This window comes from Tabrizicola sp. T74, assembly GCF_057219935.1.
On sequence record NZ_JBXVVT010000005.1, the window covers coordinates 66,472 to 81,941 of the forward strand.

General features: G+C 67.7%; 21 protein-coding genes. 12 read left to right on the plus strand and 9 right to left on the minus strand.

The window, feature by feature from the left end; translation table 11 throughout:
• Window positions 1-990: a fatty acid desaturase gene (locus AC2EAL_RS15040; RefSeq protein ID WP_484725054.1), complete on the plus strand. Its 990-nt coding sequence runs from the start codon at window positions 1-3 to the stop codon at window positions 988-990.
• On the opposite strand, the gene AC2EAL_RS15045 is transcribed toward AC2EAL_RS15040, so the two are convergent.
• Together AC2EAL_RS15045 and AC2EAL_RS15050 are read right to left on the minus strand one after the other, a co-directional pair.
• A complete protein-coding gene (locus AC2EAL_RS15045) occupies window positions 910-1,521 on the minus strand; it encodes an NUDIX hydrolase (protein WP_484725055.1) in 612 nt (203 codons plus the stop codon). The genes AC2EAL_RS15040 and AC2EAL_RS15045 overlap by 81 nt on opposite strands.
• Window positions 1,514-1,906 (minus strand): DUF983 domain-containing protein, encoded by a 393-nt coding sequence (locus tag AC2EAL_RS15050; protein WP_484725056.1) that lies wholly within the window; start codon window positions 1,904-1,906, stop codon window positions 1,514-1,516. The genes AC2EAL_RS15045 and AC2EAL_RS15050 overlap by 8 nt, the downstream gene beginning before the upstream one ends.
• A 200-nt stretch (window positions 1,907-2,106) precedes the next feature.
• On the opposite strand from AC2EAL_RS15050, the gene AC2EAL_RS15055 reads away from it, so the two are divergent.
• Genes AC2EAL_RS15055 through AC2EAL_RS15070 form a run of 4 tightly spaced genes read left to right on the plus strand, consistent with a single transcriptional unit; the run spans window position 2,107 to window position 4,094 of the window.
• Window positions 2,107-2,601, plus strand: a complete 495-nt coding sequence (locus tag AC2EAL_RS15055; RefSeq protein WP_484725057.1) for an EF-hand domain-containing protein — start codon at window positions 2,107-2,109, stop codon at window positions 2,599-2,601.
• Between the two features lie 41 nt (window positions 2,602-2,642).
• Window positions 2,643-3,251 (plus strand): RNA polymerase sigma factor, encoded by a 609-nt coding sequence (locus AC2EAL_RS15060; RefSeq protein WP_484725058.1) that lies wholly within the window; start codon window positions 2,643-2,645, stop codon window positions 3,249-3,251.
• Window positions 3,232-3,579 (plus strand): dihydroorotate dehydrogenase, encoded by a 348-nt coding sequence (locus AC2EAL_RS15065; protein ID WP_484725059.1) that lies wholly within the window; start codon window positions 3,232-3,234, stop codon window positions 3,577-3,579. Before AC2EAL_RS15060 ends, AC2EAL_RS15065 begins: the two co-directional genes overlap by 20 nt.
• 5 nt (window positions 3,580-3,584) lie before the next feature.
• A complete protein-coding gene (locus tag AC2EAL_RS15070) occupies window positions 3,585-4,094 on the plus strand; it encodes a periplasmic heavy metal sensor (protein ID WP_484725060.1) in 510 nt (169 codons plus the stop codon).
• 21 nt (window positions 4,095-4,115) lie between these two features.
• On the opposite strand, the gene AC2EAL_RS15075 is transcribed toward AC2EAL_RS15070, so the two are convergent.
• Window positions 4,116-5,543 carry a diguanylate cyclase gene (locus AC2EAL_RS15075; RefSeq protein ID WP_484725061.1) on the minus strand — a complete coding sequence of 476 codons (1,428 nt, stop codon included), beginning with the start codon at window positions 5,541-5,543 and terminating at the stop codon, window positions 4,116-4,118.
• Between the two features lie 134 nt (window positions 5,544-5,677).
• On the opposite strand from AC2EAL_RS15075, the gene AC2EAL_RS15080 reads away from it, so the two are divergent.
• The 3 genes from AC2EAL_RS15080 to AC2EAL_RS15090 all read left to right on the plus strand — a co-directional run bounded on the left by AC2EAL_RS15080 (window position 5,678) and on the right by AC2EAL_RS15090 (window position 8,335).
• A complete protein-coding gene (locus AC2EAL_RS15080) occupies window positions 5,678-5,956 on the plus strand; it encodes a DUF3572 domain-containing protein (protein ID WP_484725062.1) in 279 nt (92 codons plus the stop codon).
• A gap of 25 nt (window positions 5,957-5,981) precedes the next feature.
• On the plus strand, window positions 5,982-6,674 hold the full coding sequence (locus AC2EAL_RS15085; protein WP_484725063.1) for an HAD family hydrolase: 693 nt from the start codon (window positions 5,982-5,984) through the stop codon (window positions 6,672-6,674).
• 104 nt (window positions 6,675-6,778) lie between these two features.
• Window positions 6,779-8,335, plus strand: a complete 1,557-nt coding sequence (locus AC2EAL_RS15090; protein WP_484725064.1) for a trimethylamine methyltransferase family protein — start codon at window positions 6,779-6,781, stop codon at window positions 8,333-8,335.
• A 331-nt stretch (window positions 8,336-8,666) separates the two neighbouring features.
• Here AC2EAL_RS15090 and AC2EAL_RS15095 read toward each other — a convergent pair whose 3' ends face one another.
• The 3 genes from AC2EAL_RS15095 to AC2EAL_RS15105 all read right to left on the minus strand — a co-directional run bounded on the left by AC2EAL_RS15095 (window position 8,667) and on the right by AC2EAL_RS15105 (window position 9,843).
• Window positions 8,667-9,110 carry an SRPBCC family protein gene (locus AC2EAL_RS15095; RefSeq protein ID WP_484725065.1) on the minus strand — a complete coding sequence of 148 codons (444 nt, stop codon included), beginning with the start codon at window positions 9,108-9,110 and terminating at the stop codon, window positions 8,667-8,669.
• The gene (locus tag AC2EAL_RS15100) at window positions 9,107-9,445 is read right to left on the minus strand and encodes an ArsR/SmtB family transcription factor (RefSeq protein ID WP_484725066.1); all 339 of its coding nucleotides are present in this window, start codon (window positions 9,443-9,445) and stop codon (window positions 9,107-9,109) included. Before AC2EAL_RS15100 ends, AC2EAL_RS15095 begins: the two co-directional genes overlap by 4 nt.
• Before the next feature lie 128 nt (window positions 9,446-9,573).
• Complete coding sequence (locus tag AC2EAL_RS15105) at window positions 9,574-9,843, minus strand: hypothetical protein (RefSeq protein ID WP_484725067.1); 270 nt, start codon at window positions 9,841-9,843, stop codon at window positions 9,574-9,576.
• Between the two features lie 206 nt (window positions 9,844-10,049).
• Here AC2EAL_RS15105 and AC2EAL_RS15110 point away from each other — a divergent pair, with 206 nt between their 5' ends.
• The 3 genes from AC2EAL_RS15110 to AC2EAL_RS15120 are packed head-to-tail and all read left to right on the plus strand — an operon-like array spanning window position 10,050 to window position 12,474.
• A complete protein-coding gene (locus AC2EAL_RS15110) occupies window positions 10,050-11,342 on the plus strand; it encodes a lipoprotein-releasing ABC transporter permease subunit (protein ID WP_484725068.1) in 1,293 nt (430 codons plus the stop codon).
• Window positions 11,335-12,009 (plus strand): ABC transporter ATP-binding protein, encoded by a 675-nt coding sequence (locus AC2EAL_RS15115; protein ID WP_484725069.1) that lies wholly within the window; start codon window positions 11,335-11,337, stop codon window positions 12,007-12,009. The genes AC2EAL_RS15110 and AC2EAL_RS15115 overlap by 8 nt, the downstream gene beginning before the upstream one ends.
• A 54-nt stretch (window positions 12,010-12,063) precedes the next feature.
• Window positions 12,064-12,474, plus strand: coding sequence for a c-type cytochrome (locus AC2EAL_RS15120; RefSeq protein ID WP_484725070.1), 411 nt, complete (start codon window positions 12,064-12,066; stop codon window positions 12,472-12,474).
• A gap of 29 nt (window positions 12,475-12,503) precedes the next feature.
• Here the strand turns inward: AC2EAL_RS15120 and AC2EAL_RS15125 are convergent, their stop codons facing one another.
• The 3 genes from AC2EAL_RS15125 to AC2EAL_RS15135 form a co-directional block, all read right to left on the minus strand.
• A complete protein-coding gene (locus AC2EAL_RS15125; protein WP_484725071.1) occupies window positions 12,504-12,995 on the minus strand; it encodes a lipocalin/fatty acid-binding family protein in 492 nt (163 codons plus the stop codon).
• A complete protein-coding gene (locus AC2EAL_RS15130; protein WP_484725072.1) occupies window positions 12,983-13,570 on the minus strand; it encodes a hypothetical protein in 588 nt (195 codons plus the stop codon). The genes AC2EAL_RS15125 and AC2EAL_RS15130 overlap by 13 nt, the downstream gene beginning before the upstream one ends.
• 72 nt (window positions 13,571-13,642) lie before the next feature.
• Window positions 13,643-14,683 carry an aldo/keto reductase gene (locus tag AC2EAL_RS15135; protein ID WP_484725073.1) on the minus strand — a complete coding sequence of 347 codons (1,041 nt, stop codon included), beginning with the start codon at window positions 14,681-14,683 and terminating at the stop codon, window positions 13,643-13,645.
• Between the two features lie 96 nt (window positions 14,684-14,779).
• Here AC2EAL_RS15135 and AC2EAL_RS15140 point away from each other — a divergent pair, with 96 nt between their 5' ends.
• Window positions 14,780-15,409, plus strand: a complete 630-nt coding sequence (locus tag AC2EAL_RS15140; protein WP_484725074.1) for an ImuA family protein — start codon at window positions 14,780-14,782, stop codon at window positions 15,407-15,409.
• Window positions 15,410-15,470 lie beyond the last annotated feature (61 nt).

A 15,470-nucleotide genomic window follows, 5' to 3' on the forward strand; every position in this document is an offset into this window, starting at 1 on the left:
TTGCATACTGAAGTCCGGGCCATCGAATGGCCCACCTTGATCGTCTTCGCCGCAACCTACGGCCTCTGGGCGCTGGCAACCACCGCGCTTTGGACGCTGTCCCCCACTCTCGGGTTCATTGCCGCCGCGCTGGCCATCGCGCAATTCTCCTCGCTGACACATGAGGTTCTGCACGGCCACCCGTTCCGGTCGCAAACGTTGTCCGAAGCGATGGTGTTCCCGGGGCTTACGGTCTTTGTCCCCTATTTGCGCTTCAAGGACCTGCACCTGCAGCACCATTTCGACCCGGCGCTGACCGATCCCTATGACGACCCGGAATCGAACTACCTTGATCCGGCGGTCTGGGCGCGACTTTCAGGGCCGGTGAAGGCGCTTCTACGCTTCAACAACACGCTGTTCGGGCGGATGCTGGTCGGCCCCGCGATCTCGACCTGGGCGCTGGCCAAGGGCGACCTTGCCGCGATGCGCAAGGGCGACCGGCGGGTCTGGCTGGCCTGGGGGCTGCACCTGCCGGGCCTTGCCATGGTCTGGGCCTGGCTGGAATGGGTCGGCACGATGCCCGCCTGGGCCTATCTGCTGGCGGCGTACCTGGGGTGGAGCCTTTTGAAGATCCGCACTTACCTCGAACACCGCGCGCATGACGCGGCGCGGGCGCGGACCGTGGTGATCGAAAGCCAGGGGCCGCTAAGCCTGTTGTTCCTGAACAACAACTTCCATGTCGTCCACCACATGCACCCCGGCGTCGCCTGGTACAAACTGCCCGCGCTCTACTTCGGCAACCGCGACCACTACCTGCGCCGGAACGAGGGCTACCAGTACCGCAGCTATGTCGACATCTTCCGGCAGTTCCTGTTCCGCGCCAAGGACCCGGTGCCGCATCCGGTGTTCCCGGTCGACAAGGGCGGGGTGCTAGACCAGCCGGCGGAACTGCGGGGTGGTGCCGGAGTTGTCGAAGAACGGCACGCCGGGCTGATCGTGGCCCGCCACTAGGGCCGAGACCTCGGCCAGGACGACCTCGGTCACAAAGGGCAGGTCCAGCGCGCGGGCCTCGGGCAAAGGCAGCCAGCGCAGGTGCTGCAGCTCTCCGGAGGCAAGGCTGAAATCCTCGCGGTTGTCGTCCAGGCTGTCGGCATGGGCCAGGAGGAACCGCGCGTCGAACCGGCGGGTGCGGCCCGGCGGCGTGATGGCACGGAAGATGAAGCGGAGCGAGGGATGCTCCATCCCGGCCAGGTTCAGGCCAGTCTCTTCGGTCAACTCGCGCAGTGCCGTGGCCACCAGGGTTTCCGGCGCGGGGGCATCGGGCGGGTTGGACAGCGTGAGGCGGCGGCTGCAGTCGGCAGTCAGAAAGCCGGGCCGGGGTACGGCGGCATCCTCTGGATCGACGCGCCCGCCGGGGAAGACGAACTTCGACGGCATGAACACCGCGCCTTCGCCGCGCTGGCCCATCAGGACCTGCGGGCCGTCCGGGCTTTCCCGCCACAGGACAACCGTTGCGGCTGGGCGGATCGCCTCGTCAGTCATGCGGGGCGGAACCAAAGCCGTGCATGCGGTTGGCCCATTGCAGCGCCACCATCGCCCCCTTCAGCCGCGGCAGAAGGTACAGGGACAAAGCCACCGTCCCGATGGTGAACCCCACCGCCATGACCAGGGGCTCGGGCCGCCACTTGGTGTAGGTGAACAGAAGGACCGGTGCCAGCAGGTGGCCGACGATCAGGATCGTCAGGTAAGCCGGTCCGTCGTCGGCGCGGTGGTGGTGCAGCTCCTCGCCGCAGACCGGGCAGGCATCGCGCACCTTCAGATAGCCGCGCAGCATCGGACCCGCCCCGCAGTTCGGGCAGCGCCGCCGCCAGCCCCGCAGCACGGCGGGCTTCCAGGGCCGGTCTTCAACTTCGGTGGCAGCGGTCATCGGCATTGCAGCAGGTCCAGAACGCCCGGCACCTGGCCGGACCCACGGACCATACAGCGCCCCGCCGCCCGATCACAGGGGAAAGACCACCCCTGTGTCCGCGTGTCGCAATTTCTGGCCAACCCCGCGACGGAAACCCGCGCCTGTGCCGTGTGACTGTGCAGAGGGGCCGGTTGGCGGCCCGAAACTGGAGAATGAAGATGACTGCACCGAAGAAAACCGCTGTCGCCGTGCTGGCCCTGATGGGCGCGGTTCTGGGCTCTGCCGCCCTGGCCGAACGCGGGATGGGTGGCATGAGCGGTGAAGGCCGCGGCCCGATGATGTTGGAGATGTTCGACGCGATCGACACCAACACCGACGGCAAGATCACCCAGGATGAACTGGCCGCGCACCGCGCCGCCGAATTCGCCGCCGCCGATACGAACAGCGACGGCGCGCTTAGCGCCGAAGAACTGCAGGCGCACATGATGGCTCAGATGGCGGCCCGTCGCAGCGCCCGGATGATCGAGAATATGGACGACGACGGCAACGGCACCCTGTCGGTCGAGGAAATGGGCGAGGGTCCGATGGCCCAGCATTTCGCCCGGATCGACACCGACAACGACGGCGCGATCTCGAAGGAAGAAGCCGAGGCAGTGGCCGAAAGGATGGGCAAGCGCCGCGAAGGCCGCGGTCACGGTCACGACAACAACTGAGGCTTTGCGCCGGACGGATGCCGGGGTAGACCAGACGCAGGATGACGATGGCCTTCGATGCAGGCGATGACACCTCGGACGAGGCGCTGATGGTGCTCTATGCCAATGGAGACCGTCACGCGGCGCTGGCCTTGACCCAGCGTGTCACCCCCCGCGTCCTGGCCTATGCGTCCCGGCTTCTGTCCGGCGACCGCGCCGAAGCCGAGGACGTGGCGCAGGAGACCATGCTGCGGCTTTGGCGCGTGGCGCCCGAGTGGCGGCAAGGCGAAACCAAGGTAACGACCTGGGCCTACCGGGTCGCCACCAATCTGTGCATCGACCGCCAGCGGGCGCGGGGCCGCAAGCGCCAGATGGCACTGGACGACGCCCCCGAAGTCGCGGACGGCGCACCAGGGGCCGAAGGGCATCTGCAGGACGCAGACCGGATGGCGGCACTTGAGGCGGCTTTGGCGGAACTCCCCGACCGGCAACGGCAGGCGGTGGTGCTGCGGCACCTGGAAGGGATGACGAACCCCGAAATTGCAGCGATCATGGAGATCGGGGTCGAAGCGGTGGAAAGCCTGACGGCGCGGGGCAAACGCGCGCTTTCGGCGATCCTGGCGGGCCGGAAGGCCGAGTTGGGCTATGAGGATGACCAAGATGCAGGATGACGAGCTTGACCGCCTGCTGGCGACAGCGGCCAGGGCGGCCCCCGCCCCCTCGGACGCGTTGATGGAGCGTGTGCTGGCCGATGCCTTGGCCTTGCAGCCGCAGCCGGCAGCCCTGCGCGTGGCCCCGCCCCCGGTCCGGGCCAGCCGCCTTCAGCGGTTGCTGGCGGCCCTGGGCGGCGGTCCGGCGCTGGCCGGGCTTGGCATGGCGGCGGTCTTCGGCATCGCGCTTGGCTATCTTAGCCCGACGACGCTGGACTACCTGACCGGCTCAACCACCGATGTGGCCGAATTCTTCCCCGATGCCGATTTTCTGGCGACTGAAGGCTGACCCCGATGACCGACCCGCAAGGCCCCACCTCCCCCTCTGCACCTGTGGCCCCCGCCGCGCCGGGGCGGCAACCCTCACGCTGGCTGAAGCCCGCGCTGATCGTCTCGGTCGCGATCAACCTCGCCGTTGCCGGGTTGGTGCTGGGCGCCTGGCTGGGCGACGGCCCGCGCAAGGGGATGCCGCGCGACCTGTCCTTCGGGCCTTTCAGCGAGGCCCTGAGCGACCAGGACCGCCGCGCCCTGCGCAAGGGGCTGATGGACCGCGCGGGCGAGTTCCGCACGTCGCGTGAAGCCGCCCGCGCCGAGTTCGATGCGCTGTTGGCCACGCTGCGCGCCGATCCGTTCGACCCGGCCGCGATGAAGGCCGCGCTGGCCGCGATCGAGACCCGGAACGCCGAGCGGCTGGAACTGGGCCGCAGCCTGATCGAGACGCGTCTGGTGGAAATGTCGGTCGAGGAACGCCTGGCCTTCGCCGACCGCCTGGAGCGCGGATTGCACGGTCGCCGGAAGGATTGAGGTCACAGATCCTGGGGCCGGTCAGGCCGCGCTGAGGCGGAAGGTCACCTGGTTGCGCCCGGCACCCTTTGATTCCATCAGCGCGATGTCGGCCTGTTCGACCAGACCCTCGACACCGAAACTGTCCTCACCCCCCGTACCGGCAACTGCCACCCCGATCGAGACGGTGACGTGCAGCTCCTCGCCCGAGGTCAGCCGAACCGGCTGGTCGTCCATCACCTGGCACAGCCGTTCGGCCACCCGCCGCGCCATCGCCATGCCGGTGCGCGGCAGGATGGCCAGGAACTCCTCCCCCCCGATCCGGGCCAGAACGTCGGTGTCGCGCAGATGCGCCGTCAGCCGGTGCGCGACTTCGACCAGGACCTGGTCCCCGGCGGCATGGCCGTAGACGTCATTGACCTGCTTGAAACGGTCGAGGTCCAGCACCATGACCGCAAAGGGCGAGCCTTCCGACCGCGCGAGGTCCGCCACCGCGGCAAGCTGCGGCACCGCGAAGCGGCGGTTGTAAAGCCCGGTCAGCGGATCGCGCATCGCCATGCGCAAGCCGTCCTGCATCCGGGCGCGCAGCTGGTCGAAATGCCGCTTGCGACGCAGAAGCCCGCGGGTGCGCAGGACCAGTTCCTCGGCCGAGACGCCCGGACCGACCGCGTCATCCGCGCCAAGGTCGAAGGCCATGGCCGCGTCATCCCCCGCCCCGGCCGGACCCACGACGCAGACCGCCGCATGCCGGGTCGCCTGGTGGCTTTTCAGTTCCGACAAGAGCCGCAGCGTCGACATCGGATTGTTCCCGTCGTCCTGCAGGACAAAGACCTCGGGCACCGCGTCGCCGCCTTCGCCCACCGCAAGCTCGGCCAGCGCCTCGCGCCGCGAGACCACGACCAGACGGTCGCGCAGTTGCCCCGCCAGCGCATCGCGCAGCCCCTCGCCCGACATGTGCTGCGGGGTGACCAGGGCAATGGTGCCCTGCGGATCGAAGGCGGCAGGCACTTCGGCAAGCCCCGGCAGGGCCAAGGCATCCTGCACCGGAAAGTTGCTGTCGGCCTTCAGCCGCAACAGGTTGCGCAGCCGGGCCTGCAGCACGCGTTCGTTTGTCGGCTGGTCCATCACGTCGTCCGCCCCGGCCGCAAACGCCGCCAGCCGTTCCGACGCGCCGCCGGACGCGGTCAGCGCGATGACCGGGATATCGCGGCAGGCCGGATCGCGGCGCAGGCGACGCAACACCTCAAGCCCGCAGATGTCGGGCAGGCCAAGGTCCAAGAGGATGAGATCGGGCCGTTCCGCCTGGGCAATCCGCAGGCAGGACGCGCCATCTGTGGCCAGCAACGGCTGGTAGAAGGCCGCGGTCAGCCGGGCCTGCTGCACGATGCGGTTCGCCGCTATATCGTCAACGATGAGAACCCGTGCCGGCATCTTCCACTGCTGTTTGTTCATCGACCAGATGGCGGACATTTTGCCGTCAAGAAGGTTAACAAATCCTTTCGCCGTTAAGATTCGTCAGAAAATCCTTACCGGGTGATGCAAAACTCCGCCGTTGGTGGCAGAAGGTGGCTGATGTATTTGATTTCCTTGCAGAGAGCTTGCCGATGACCCCCGAAGCCGCACAGGTTCTGGCCCTGCAGGCCCTTGGCTGGCTTGCCACCGAAGATGAAATCTTTCCGCTTTTTCTTAACGCGAGCGGGGCAAGCCTTGCCGATCTCCGCGCCCGGGCCGCTGAGGCAGAGTTCCAGGGGGCGGTGCTGGATTTCCTGCTGCAGGATGACCAATGGGTGATTGCTTTCTGCGACAGCCACGGTCATCCCTACACGGCCCCCCAGGCGGCGCGGATGGCGTTGCCGGGCGGGGGCGAGACGTTTTGGACCTGACCACTCTGACCGGAAAGCAATGGTGATGATCGACGGGCTTTTGTTCGACAAGGATGGAACGCTGTTCGACTTCCGCGTCAGCTGGGGGCGGTGGGCGCAAGGGTTCCTGGCGCAGGTGTCCCGGGATGCCGACCACACGGCGCGGCTGGGCCGGGCGATCGGCTTTGATCCCGCGACCGGCAGCTTTGCGCCCGACAGCCCGGTGATCGCCGCGACCGCCGCCGACATCGCGGCTGCGCTGGTCGTCGAACTGCCGGGTGTCACGGTGTCCGAGCTGACCGACCGGATCGACGCCAGCGCGGCCCAGGCGCCGATGTCCGAGGCCGTGCCTTTGCGCCCGTTGCTGTCGGCGCTCCGCGACCGGGGGCTCCGGCTGGGGGTGGCGACGAACGATTCCGAGGCCCCCGCGCGGCAGCATCTGGCGAACCATGGCATCACCGACTGCTTCGATTTCATCTCGGGCTATGATTCCGGCTATGGCCCGAAACCCGGCCCCGGCATGTGCCTGGCCTTCGCCAGCCAACTTGGCCTCCAGCCCTCTCGCGTGGCCATGGTGGGCGACAGCCGCCACGATCTGGAGGCCGGTCGCGCCGCCGGTATGCGCACTGTCGCGGTGCTGACCGGGGTTGCCGAGCGCGACCAGCTTGCGCCGCACGCCGACGTGGTCCTGGCCGATATCGGCGAGATTCCGGCCTGGCTTTCCGGGCTTCAGGGCTGACGAACCAAGGCGGGACATGAAAAGCGACGCGTTTTTGTCGCTAACGCGGTAACGCCTTTCGTTTCCCTTCCCCATCTTCGGACATGCGTAATGGAGATCCGAAGATGACTGATGAACCAGCCCGTAGAAAGCGCGCCGGTGGGCGTGCCGGAATGAAGGTCCGCGCGGGGACGGCGGTCATCGACCAGATGCCCTGGCGGATCCCGGTGAACCCCGACGCTCCGGTCGAACCGCTGGATGCCGACGGCGTGCAACGCATCCACAAGACCGCGATGCGCATCCTTCGCGACATCGGGATCGAATTCCTGAACCCCGAGGCGGTCGAGCATCTGAAGAAGGCGGGCTGCACCGTCAACGGGACCAACGTCCGGATGGACGAGGACTTCGTGATGGAGATGGTCGCCCGCGCACCCGAGACCTTCACGATCACGCCTCGCAACCCGGAGCGCGAGCTGATCATGGGCGGCAAGCACATGCTGTTCGTGAACGTCTCCTCGCCCCCGAACGCTTGGGACATGGAGCGCGGCAAGCGCTCGGGCGACTTCGAGACGTTCAAGGAATTCATGAAGCTGACGCAGTATTTCAACTGCATCCACATCGCGGGCGGCTATCCGGTGGAGCCGGTGGATATCCATGCGTCCGTCCGGCACCTGGATTGCCTGTACGAGAAGCTGACGCTGACCGACAAGGTCGTCCATGCCTACAGCCTCGGGGCCGAGCGGGTCGAGGATGTGATGGAGATGGTCCGCATAGCAGGCGGGCTGACGGAGAGTGAGTTCCAGGCCAAGCCCCGGATGTACACCAACATCAACTCGGTGAGCCCGCTGAAGCACGACTATCCGATGCTGGACGGCGCGATGCGGATGGCCAAGCGCGGGCAGCCGGTGGTGGTGACGCCGTTTACGCTCGCGGGGGCGATGGCGCCGGTCACGATGTCGGGGGCGGTGGCGCTGTCGATTGCCGAGGCTTTGGCGGCGGTGGCGCTGCTGGAATACATCGCGCCCGGGTGTCCGGTGGCGATCGGGACCTTCACCTCGAACGTCGACATGAAGTCGGGGGCCCCGGCTTTCGGGACGCCGGAATACATGCGGGCAACGCAGATGACGGGGCAGCTGGTGCGGTTCTATGGCGTGCCGATGCGGGCCTCGGGTGTCTGCGCGGCGAACGTGCCGGATGGGCAGGCGATGTGGGAGACGTCGAATTCCCTGTGGTCGGCCGTGCAGAGCCGGACCAACATGGTCTACCACGCGGCGGGCTGGCTGGAGGGGGGTCTGATTGCGTCGCCTGAGAAGTTCATCATGGACTGCGAGGTCCTGCAGATGATCCAGCGGTACTTCGAGGAGGTCACCTTCGCGACGCGGGACGAGGACCTGGCCTTCGACGCGATCAAGGAGGTCGGCGCGGGGGGGCATTACTTCGGGATCCAGCACACCCAGGACCGCTATCAGCAGGCCTTCTACCAGCCCTTCGTCAGCGACTGGCGGAACTATGAAGCCTGGCAGGCGGACGGGTCGGTCTGGACGGTGGAGCGCGCGCACCGGATCTACAAGCAGATCCTGGCCGAGTTCGAGGCCCCTGCGATGCGGGGGGAGCACCTGGAGGAGCTGCAGCGGTTCGTTGCCCGGCGGAAGCAGGAGGGCGGAGCGCCCACCGACTTCTGAGCTGTCCACGGTGGACAAACGCTGATGGTTCTTTGCAATCAAAGGGTTGCTCGCGGACGTTAGGGGTTTCTTAACTTGTGCGGACGGTGGGCCAACCTGCGCCTTAGGGGCGCAGAACGGCCCACCCTACGGCGGCAGTGCGCGCCTGTCGGCGGGCGGTCCCGGGACCTGCGCTTGCGAAAATGAGCGCCTGCGGCGCGCGCCTTTTGTCTCGGCCTTGCGCGTGAAGAACGCGCAAGACCTCGGGTGTTTGCCTCCGGCGGGAGTATTTGGGAATGGGCAAGCCATAGGGGCAGGAGGGGTGGCGTGCCGGGGCGCGAGGGATTGCAGGTCACCCCGGAAGGTCGAGGCCCTCGATCCGGCCGTAGACCTGGTCGATCCCGTCGGTGAAGCCCTGTTCGATGGCTTTCGCCCGCGCCGCAGCGTCAGAGTAGCGCATCACCACGGTCATCCGGGTGCCGGACCCTTCGGGCGAAAGCGTCGTGGTCACGGTCGGGCCCCGGCTGGTGTCGCCGTTGAAGTGTTCGACATGGACCATGCGGTGGGGCGGGTTGGCTTCGAGGATGGGGCCGGAGAAGAAGAATTCTGGCCAGGCGTAGTGGAAGCTGCCGCCGGGGCGGGCGTCCATCCGGCAGAGGGTCAGGTCGGGCGACAGCCACTGGCGGATGAGCCCGGGTTCGGTGAGGCCGCGCCAGACCTTGGCGGGCGGATGGCTGAATTGGCGGTGGATCACCACATCGGTCTCGCCGTCGAGGCTGATCCGGGCCTGGGTCATGGTTTGGGTCCCTCCGACCTGTCGGCCATTGCATCGAGAACCGCATCAAGGCGTTGGAACTGCGCCTCCCACAGCGCGCGGTACTGGCCGAGCCAGTCCCAAAGCTGCGCCATCGTGTCGGGCTTCAGCCGGCGCGGGCGGGCGGTGCCGTGGACGCGCGTCTCGATCAGGCCCGCGTCCTCCAGCACCTTAAGGTGGCGGCTGATCGCGGGCTGGCTGATCGCGAAGGGGCGGGCCAGGTCCTGGACCGTGGCCTCGCCTTCTGCAAGGCGAGCCAGGATGGCCCGGCGGGTCGGGTCGGCAAGGGCGGCGAAGCTTTGGTCGAGATCGGGCATGTCAGCGATCCGTTTATGTAACGAATCGTTTATATAACGGATTGCTGAAGTTTGGAAGGCTGGAGTGCCGTGCCCTGGATCGGCAAATGGCCCGGGCCAGGCCAGACTGGCGGCCCGGACCGGGGGCGTCACTTCGACAGTTCGGCCATCATCTCGTCCAGCGCCTTGCAGGTGGCGTCCAGATCATCGCCGCCCGCTGCGGCCTTGGTCGCCAGTTCCTGGACCTTGGGCCCGAGTTCGGCCAGCTTGGCCGGATCGGAGGCCGCGAGTTCCTGGATCTTGGTGGTCAGGTCAGTGGCCTTCTTCGTCGCCACTTCCTGGGTGCAGGCCTCTTCGCTGGTGCAGGCAGCCAGGAAGCCGGTGGCGGCAAGCGCCAGGATGGTCGTTGAAAAACGCATGATGTCCCTCGTTATCTGTTGGTCGCGGCCGTGGGTGTCATGACAGGGGCCGCAATGGCAGAGTAACGCAACCCTGCGGCGAGTTCCCGGCCCGAGGTGCCAGACGGGCGGAAATCCGCGATGACGGGTCCGTGCCTTGACGTTTCGGGCGGGCTCGCTCAGGTTGCCGGGCAAACAAACGGCCCCGGGCAAAGGGCAAAAGGCAGATGGCAAAGAGCACCACCCCCTTCTCGGGCTTCGAATTCATGATCGCCTGGCGGTACCTGCGCGCGCGCCGCGCCGAGGGCGGGGTCAGCGTGATGACCTGGATTTCGCTGATCGGGATCACGCTGGCGGTGTTCGCGCTGATCCTGACGCTGGCGGTCAGGGCGGGGTTCCGGGCCGAGTTCGTGGATACGATCCTCGGGGCCAATGCGCATGTGACGGTCTATTCGTCCGGCGTCGTCGGGGACAACGGCCAGCTGATCCGGGGCTTTACCGCGCCCGAGGCGATGGCGGCGGCGATTGCCGAGGTGCCGGGGGTGACGCGGGCGGCGCCCTTGATCAAGGGCAAGGTCATGGTCGCGGATCGTGAAGATACGACGGGGGCAGAGGTCTATGGCCTGTCGCCCGAGGATTTCGCCACCATTCCCCGGATCGGCGCGGGATCGGACGCGATCGGCGATCTGGCGCGGTTTCCCGAGGGCATCGCCGTCGGCTCGGGCATTGCGCGGGAGCTGGGCATCACCGTCGGCGACCGGGTGCGGCTGATTTCGCCGGACGGGCCGAGAAGCCCGCTGGGCGGGGGGTTCTCCCCGCGGATCAATGCCTACGAGGTGGTCTACATCTTCACCGCCGGGCGCTATGACATTGATACGACACGGATCTACATGCCGTTCATCGAGGCGCAGTCCTTCTTCAACAAGGAGGGCCGGGCGGACGAGATCGAGGTGATGGTCGAGAACCCCGATGCCATCGAAAGCTATGGCAATGCGATCCTGCAGGCAGCGGGGCCGGTGGCAATGCTGTGGACCTGGAAGGACAGTTCGGGTGCCTTCCTGCGGGCGCTCGACATCGAGGACAACGTGATGTTCGTCATTCTGTCAGTGCTGGTGCTGATCGCGGCGATGAACATCGTGTCGGGCCTGATCATGCTGGTGAAGAACAAGGGCCGCGACATCGGCATCCTGCGGACGATGGGGCTGACCGAAGGCTCGGTCCTGCGGGTGTTCTTCATCTGCGGGGCCTTCACCGGGGTGATCGGCACCGTCGCGGGGGTGGCCTTGGGCTGCCTGACCGCGCTGAACATCGACCAGATCATGTCGGCCATCAACTGGATCAACGGGGCCGAGGTCTGGGACCCGTCGATCCGCGGGATCTATTCCTTGCCGGCCAAGCTGCAATTCGGCGACGTGATGTCGGCGGTGGCCTTGTCCTTGGGGCTTTCCTTCATCGTCACCTTCTTCCCGGCCCGGCGCGCGGCGCGGATGAACCCGGTCGAGGCGCTGCGCTATGAGTGAGATGCTGGCGCTTGAGGGCGTGGAAAAGGGGTATAACCGCGGCAAGCCGTCGGAGGTGATCGTGTTGCGTGGGGCCTCGCTGACTGTGGCCAGGGGCGAGGTGGTGGCGCTGGTCGCCCCGTCAGGTGCGGGGAAGTCGACGCTTCTCCACATCGCAGGGCTTCTGGATGTGGCCGACAGCGGCGTGGTGCGGCTTGATGGGCGCGAGATGGGCGGGCTGTCCGACCGCGCGCGGACCGAGGCGCGGCGGGACGAGGTGGGGTTCATCTACCAGTTCCACCACCTGCTGCCAGAGTTCAGCGCGCTGGAAAACGTGGTGATCCCGCAGCTGGCCAATGGCGTGCCAAAGGCGCAGGCCGAGGCGCGGGCGATGGAGCTTTTGGGCAAGGTCGGCGTGGACAAGCGGGCCGACCACCGTCCGGCGGCCCTGTCAGGGGGCGAACAGCAGCGGGTGGCCTTCTGCCGGGCGCTGGCGAATGCGCCGAAGCTTCTGCTGGCCGATGAGCCCACGGGGAACCTGGACCCGGCAACCTCGGACCAGGTGTTCGGGGTGCTGATGGAGCTCGTGCGCGCGACGGGCCTGTCGGCCTTGATCGCGACGCACAACCTTGACCTTGCCGCCCGGATGGACCGCATTGTCCGGCTTTCGGCGGGTCAAGTGACTTAGATCAAGGCAAGGGCGGCACGTCCCCGGTCAACTGTCGTGACGGAGGACCGAACAATGCGCCATGCCTGGATGATCCTGCCTGCCCTTCTGCTGGCGGCCTGTGTCGACAAGACGCCGGATGTGCCCACCGGGGCCGAGGACTTTGCCGATTTCTGTGCGTCCTGCCATGGCCTGGGCGGCAAGGGCGATGGGGAGGCGGCCGCCCTGCTGGACCGCAAGCCCGCCGACCTGGCCGGGCTGTCGGCGCGGAACAAGGGCGTCTTCCCGGCCACGCGGGTGATGGCGAAGATCTGGGGCTATACCGGAGCGCGGCCGGGGCATCTGGACGAGGGCTCACCCATGCCGGAGTTCGGGCCGCTGTTGCAGGGGGACCTGGTGCCCTATGACGGCGGCGACGGGATCGCCACACCGACGCCGATCCGGCTGGTGCAGATCGCCGAGCATCTGCGGCGGCTGCAGGAATAACGTCCGCCCCTACAATGCGCCCCCTGCCCTTAGAAGGCCGACAGCGCCTCGGTCCGGTAGCCGTTGAAGTCGAAGATCTCGCGCGCGGCGGTCAGCCGGTCGCCGGGGATCGCTCCCCGGTCTAGGATAAAGCCGAACCGGCCCGATGGGGTGCCGATGGCCATGGTGCGGTAGCCGCTGTCGACCCAGAGGATCCACCAGTCCTCACCCGCGACGGTCAACCGCCCTGGGCCTGAAGGCACAGCAAGGCCCGACACATCGCGGGCGACACCTGCCATGCACAGACTGCCGTCCAGCCGCAGCCCGCCGGCTGTGGGAGTGATCTCGACCCCCCCTGCCCCGCAGCCCGCGCCTTCAGCCTGGAAGCCCGCGACCTGCCGCCAAGTCCCGGCGACACGGGCGGGCTCGAAAGCGGCGGCGGACCAGATCGGGGCGGTGGCGGCGCGGAAGGCAGAGCCTGAGGGCGGCTTCGCCGCGCAGGCGGCCAGCAGCAGGGTCAGCGCCAGGACTATTCGAGACACAGGGTCACCCTTGCGCCGTTGTCCTGCAGGATCTCGTTGCAGCCGTACATCGGTTTGAACGGCGCGCAGGTGCCCGATTTGGCCAGGCAGACGCTGTCGCACTGACTTTCCCGGTCACAGCTCTTGCCCGCATCCTTGGTCTGACGGACACAGGCGCGCTTTTCGCCCTTGCCGACCCTGAACCACGTCCCGCCCCGCTTTTCGCAGGCGAGCTGCATTTCCGATTTCGGCGTGACCGGAGTCTCGGTCATATCGGGCTGGGGTGCAGGTTCGGCGGCGGCTTCGGGCGCGGCTTCGGTGGCCTCTCCGTCCGCAGCCAGCTCAGCGGTCTCGGCGGGGGACGCCTGAGGCGCCGCGGTATCCGGCCCGGCAGGTTTCGCCGCCTCACCGGCCGCGGGCTGCGCGGCAGCCGGTGCCTCATCCAGCGCTGTCACCTCGATCTCGCTGCCCACGACCGCATTCGGGGTTACGCCATCCTTCGGCGCGGGCAAGCCGCCGGGACCACCGGTCTGGCAGGCGGACAGAACGGACGCGGCACAAAGGGCCAGGACGGCAAGGCACAGGCGGCGCGGCATCGGGCTCCTCGGTTCGGGGCTGTCCGGTTCGCGCCAAGCAGTGCCTTGAACCGCCCCGGCCTGCAAGTGCCCTCAGTATGGCGCGGGGTGGGCCCGGTGGGTTTCCGCGATATCCTCCAGCACCTCTGACGACAATGTGACCGCTGCTGCCCCGATATTGGTCTTCAGCTGGTCCAGTGTCGTCGCCCCGATGATCGGGATCGTGGTGAAGGGCCGCGACCGGCAGAAGGCGATGGCCATCTGGCAGGGGTCAAGGCCATGCCGCGCCGCCACCCCCAGATAGGCCGCCACCGCCGGGAAGACCTGCGGCGTCACCCGCCCCGACAGGTCCGCATTCAGGCTGCGGCGCGAGCCTTCGGGGATCACCCCGCCCGCGTATTTCCCGGACAGCAAGCCGGTCGCCAGGGGCGAGAAGGCCAGTAGCGGCATATCCTCGATCACCGAAAGCTCGGCCCAGTCAGTGTCGAACTGGCGGCACAGAAGGCTGTATTCGTTCTGCACCGTGGCCATGCGTGGCAGGCCCAGCGTGTCGGCCAGATGCAGCCAGCGCGCAGCACCCCAGACGGTCTCATTGGACAACCCGATGGCGCGGATCTTGCCTTCGTTCACCAGCGCCTGCGCCGTGGTGAGGATGTCGGTCATGTTCGCGGTCTCCGCCGCCCGGTCCAGCTTTGGCGGGCTGAAGCGCCAGGACTGGCGGAAGTGGTAGTGTGCCCGGTTCGGCCAGTGCAGCTGGTAAAGGTCGATGTAATCGGTCTGGAGCCGCCTAAGGCTCGCCTCGCAGGCCGCCCGCAGCGTGGCCCCGGTCGTGACCTCGCCCGGCCGCAGGATCGGGCCTTTGCCCGCCACCTTGCTTGCCAGCACCACCCGGTCGCGCCCACCGCGCGCAGCGATCCAGGTCCCGATGATCTCTTCCGTCCGCCCTGCGGTTTCGGCGCGCACCGGGTTCACCGGATACATTTCCGCCGTGTCCCAGAAGGTCACGCCTTGGTCCAGCGCATAGTCCATCTGGGCGTGGCCGTCGCTTTCCGTGTTCTGCGTCCCCCAGGTCATCGTGCCAAGGCACAGTTCTGAAACGGTCAGGCCGGTCTTGCCTAGGGTCAGGGTCTTCATCGGCAGCTCCTTCTGGTTGCGCAAAGCTAGGCCGGTTCCGTGACAGGGCAAAGACCCGCACTTGAGAACATTACACGAACACGCTAGCTTTTCCGCATGAGTCTGCCGATCCAGAGCCGTCGCCCCGAAGCCCAGCAGCCCCTTGCCGGGGACCTGACCCTGCAGCGCGGCCGGGTGCATGAGCTGTGCGGGCCGTCGCGGATCGTGCTGGCTGCCCGGATCATGGCCAAAACGGCAGGCCCGGTGGTCTGGATCCGCCCCGGTTGGGTGGCCGAACGGCTGAACGCGGCGGGCCTTGCCCTGCTGGCCGACCCCGCGCGCCTGATCCTGGTGCACGCCTCACGCGACGAGGGCCTGCTCTGGGCCGCGGAAGAGGCGCTCCGCTCTGGCGCCGCGCCGCTGGTCATCGCCGAGCTTCTCTCGCCCCCCGCCCTGACGCCCACCCGCCGCCTGCACCTGGCCGCCGAATCCGGGGCCGAGGCCGCGCGGCGCGACGGTGCGACGGCACCGCTGGGGCTGATCCTCTTGCCCGGCCAGGGCGGCGCGCAAGGCGTGGAAAGCCGCTGGCACCTGGCCCCCGCCCCCAGCCGCGCGCTGCTCTGGTCCGAGGAGGAGAGCTTTACCCTCACCCGCCTGCGCGCCCGGCTTCTGCCCCCCGCCAGCTGGGCCCTGCGCACGACACCGGGGGGCGAGGTGCTGGACCCGCGGCCCCTTGCCGATCCCTGACCCCGCACGACAGCTTGATTTTGTCGCCGCCTTGCACCCTGCTACCCTCGCCGCAAAGCGA

Excerpts from the sequence above, each read along its gene's own strand:
- AC2EAL_RS15130 (WP_484725072.1), bottom strand. The coding sequence starts at position 13,570 with ATGCCGCGCCGCCTGTGCCTTGCCGTCCTGGCCCTTTGTGCCGCGTCC.
- AC2EAL_RS15065 (WP_484725059.1), top strand. The coding sequence starts at position 3,232 with ATGACCAAGATGCAGGATGACGAGCTTGACCGCCTGCTGGCGACAGCG.
- AC2EAL_RS15050 (WP_484725056.1), bottom strand. The coding sequence starts at position 1,906 with ATGACCGCTGCCACCGAAGTTGAAGACCGGCCCTGGAAGCCCGCCGTG.
- AC2EAL_RS15080 (WP_484725062.1), top strand. The coding sequence starts at position 5,678 with ATGACCCCCGAAGCCGCACAGGTTCTGGCCCTGCAGGCCCTTGGCTGG.
- AC2EAL_RS15120 (WP_484725070.1), top strand. The coding sequence starts at position 12,064 with ATGCGCCATGCCTGGATGATCCTGCCTGCCCTTCTGCTGGCGGCCTGT.
- AC2EAL_RS15110 (WP_484725068.1), top strand. The coding sequence starts at position 10,050 with ATGGCAAAGAGCACCACCCCCTTCTCGGGCTTCGAATTCATGATCGCC.
- AC2EAL_RS15055 (WP_484725057.1), top strand. The coding sequence starts at position 2,107 with ATGACTGCACCGAAGAAAACCGCTGTCGCCGTGCTGGCCCTGATGGGC.
- AC2EAL_RS15075 (WP_484725061.1), bottom strand. The coding sequence starts at position 5,543 with ATGTCCGCCATCTGGTCGATGAACAAACAGCAGTGGAAGATGCCGGCA.
- AC2EAL_RS15095 (WP_484725065.1), bottom strand. The coding sequence starts at position 9,110 with ATGACCCAGGCCCGGATCAGCCTCGACGGCGAGACCGATGTGGTGATC.
- AC2EAL_RS15045 (WP_484725055.1), bottom strand. The coding sequence starts at position 1,521 with ATGACTGACGAGGCGATCCGCCCAGCCGCAACGGTTGTCCTGTGGCGG.
- AC2EAL_RS15105 (WP_484725067.1), bottom strand. The coding sequence starts at position 9,843 with ATGCGTTTTTCAACGACCATCCTGGCGCTTGCCGCCACCGGCTTCCTG.
- AC2EAL_RS15070 (WP_484725060.1), top strand. The coding sequence starts at position 3,585 with ATGACCGACCCGCAAGGCCCCACCTCCCCCTCTGCACCTGTGGCCCCC.
- AC2EAL_RS15140 (WP_484725074.1), top strand. The coding sequence starts at position 14,780 with ATGAGTCTGCCGATCCAGAGCCGTCGCCCCGAAGCCCAGCAGCCCCTT.
- AC2EAL_RS15090 (WP_484725064.1), top strand. The coding sequence starts at position 6,779 with ATGACTGATGAACCAGCCCGTAGAAAGCGCGCCGGTGGGCGTGCCGGA.
- AC2EAL_RS15115 (WP_484725069.1), top strand. The coding sequence starts at position 11,335 with ATGAGTGAGATGCTGGCGCTTGAGGGCGTGGAAAAGGGGTATAACCGC.
- AC2EAL_RS15085 (WP_484725063.1), top strand. The coding sequence starts at position 5,982 with ATGATCGACGGGCTTTTGTTCGACAAGGATGGAACGCTGTTCGACTTC.
- AC2EAL_RS15100 (WP_484725066.1), bottom strand. The coding sequence starts at position 9,445 with ATGCCCGATCTCGACCAAAGCTTCGCCGCCCTTGCCGACCCGACCCGC.
- AC2EAL_RS15135 (WP_484725073.1), bottom strand. The coding sequence starts at position 14,683 with ATGAAGACCCTGACCCTAGGCAAGACCGGCCTGACCGTTTCAGAACTG.
- AC2EAL_RS15060 (WP_484725058.1), top strand. The coding sequence starts at position 2,643 with ATGACGATGGCCTTCGATGCAGGCGATGACACCTCGGACGAGGCGCTG.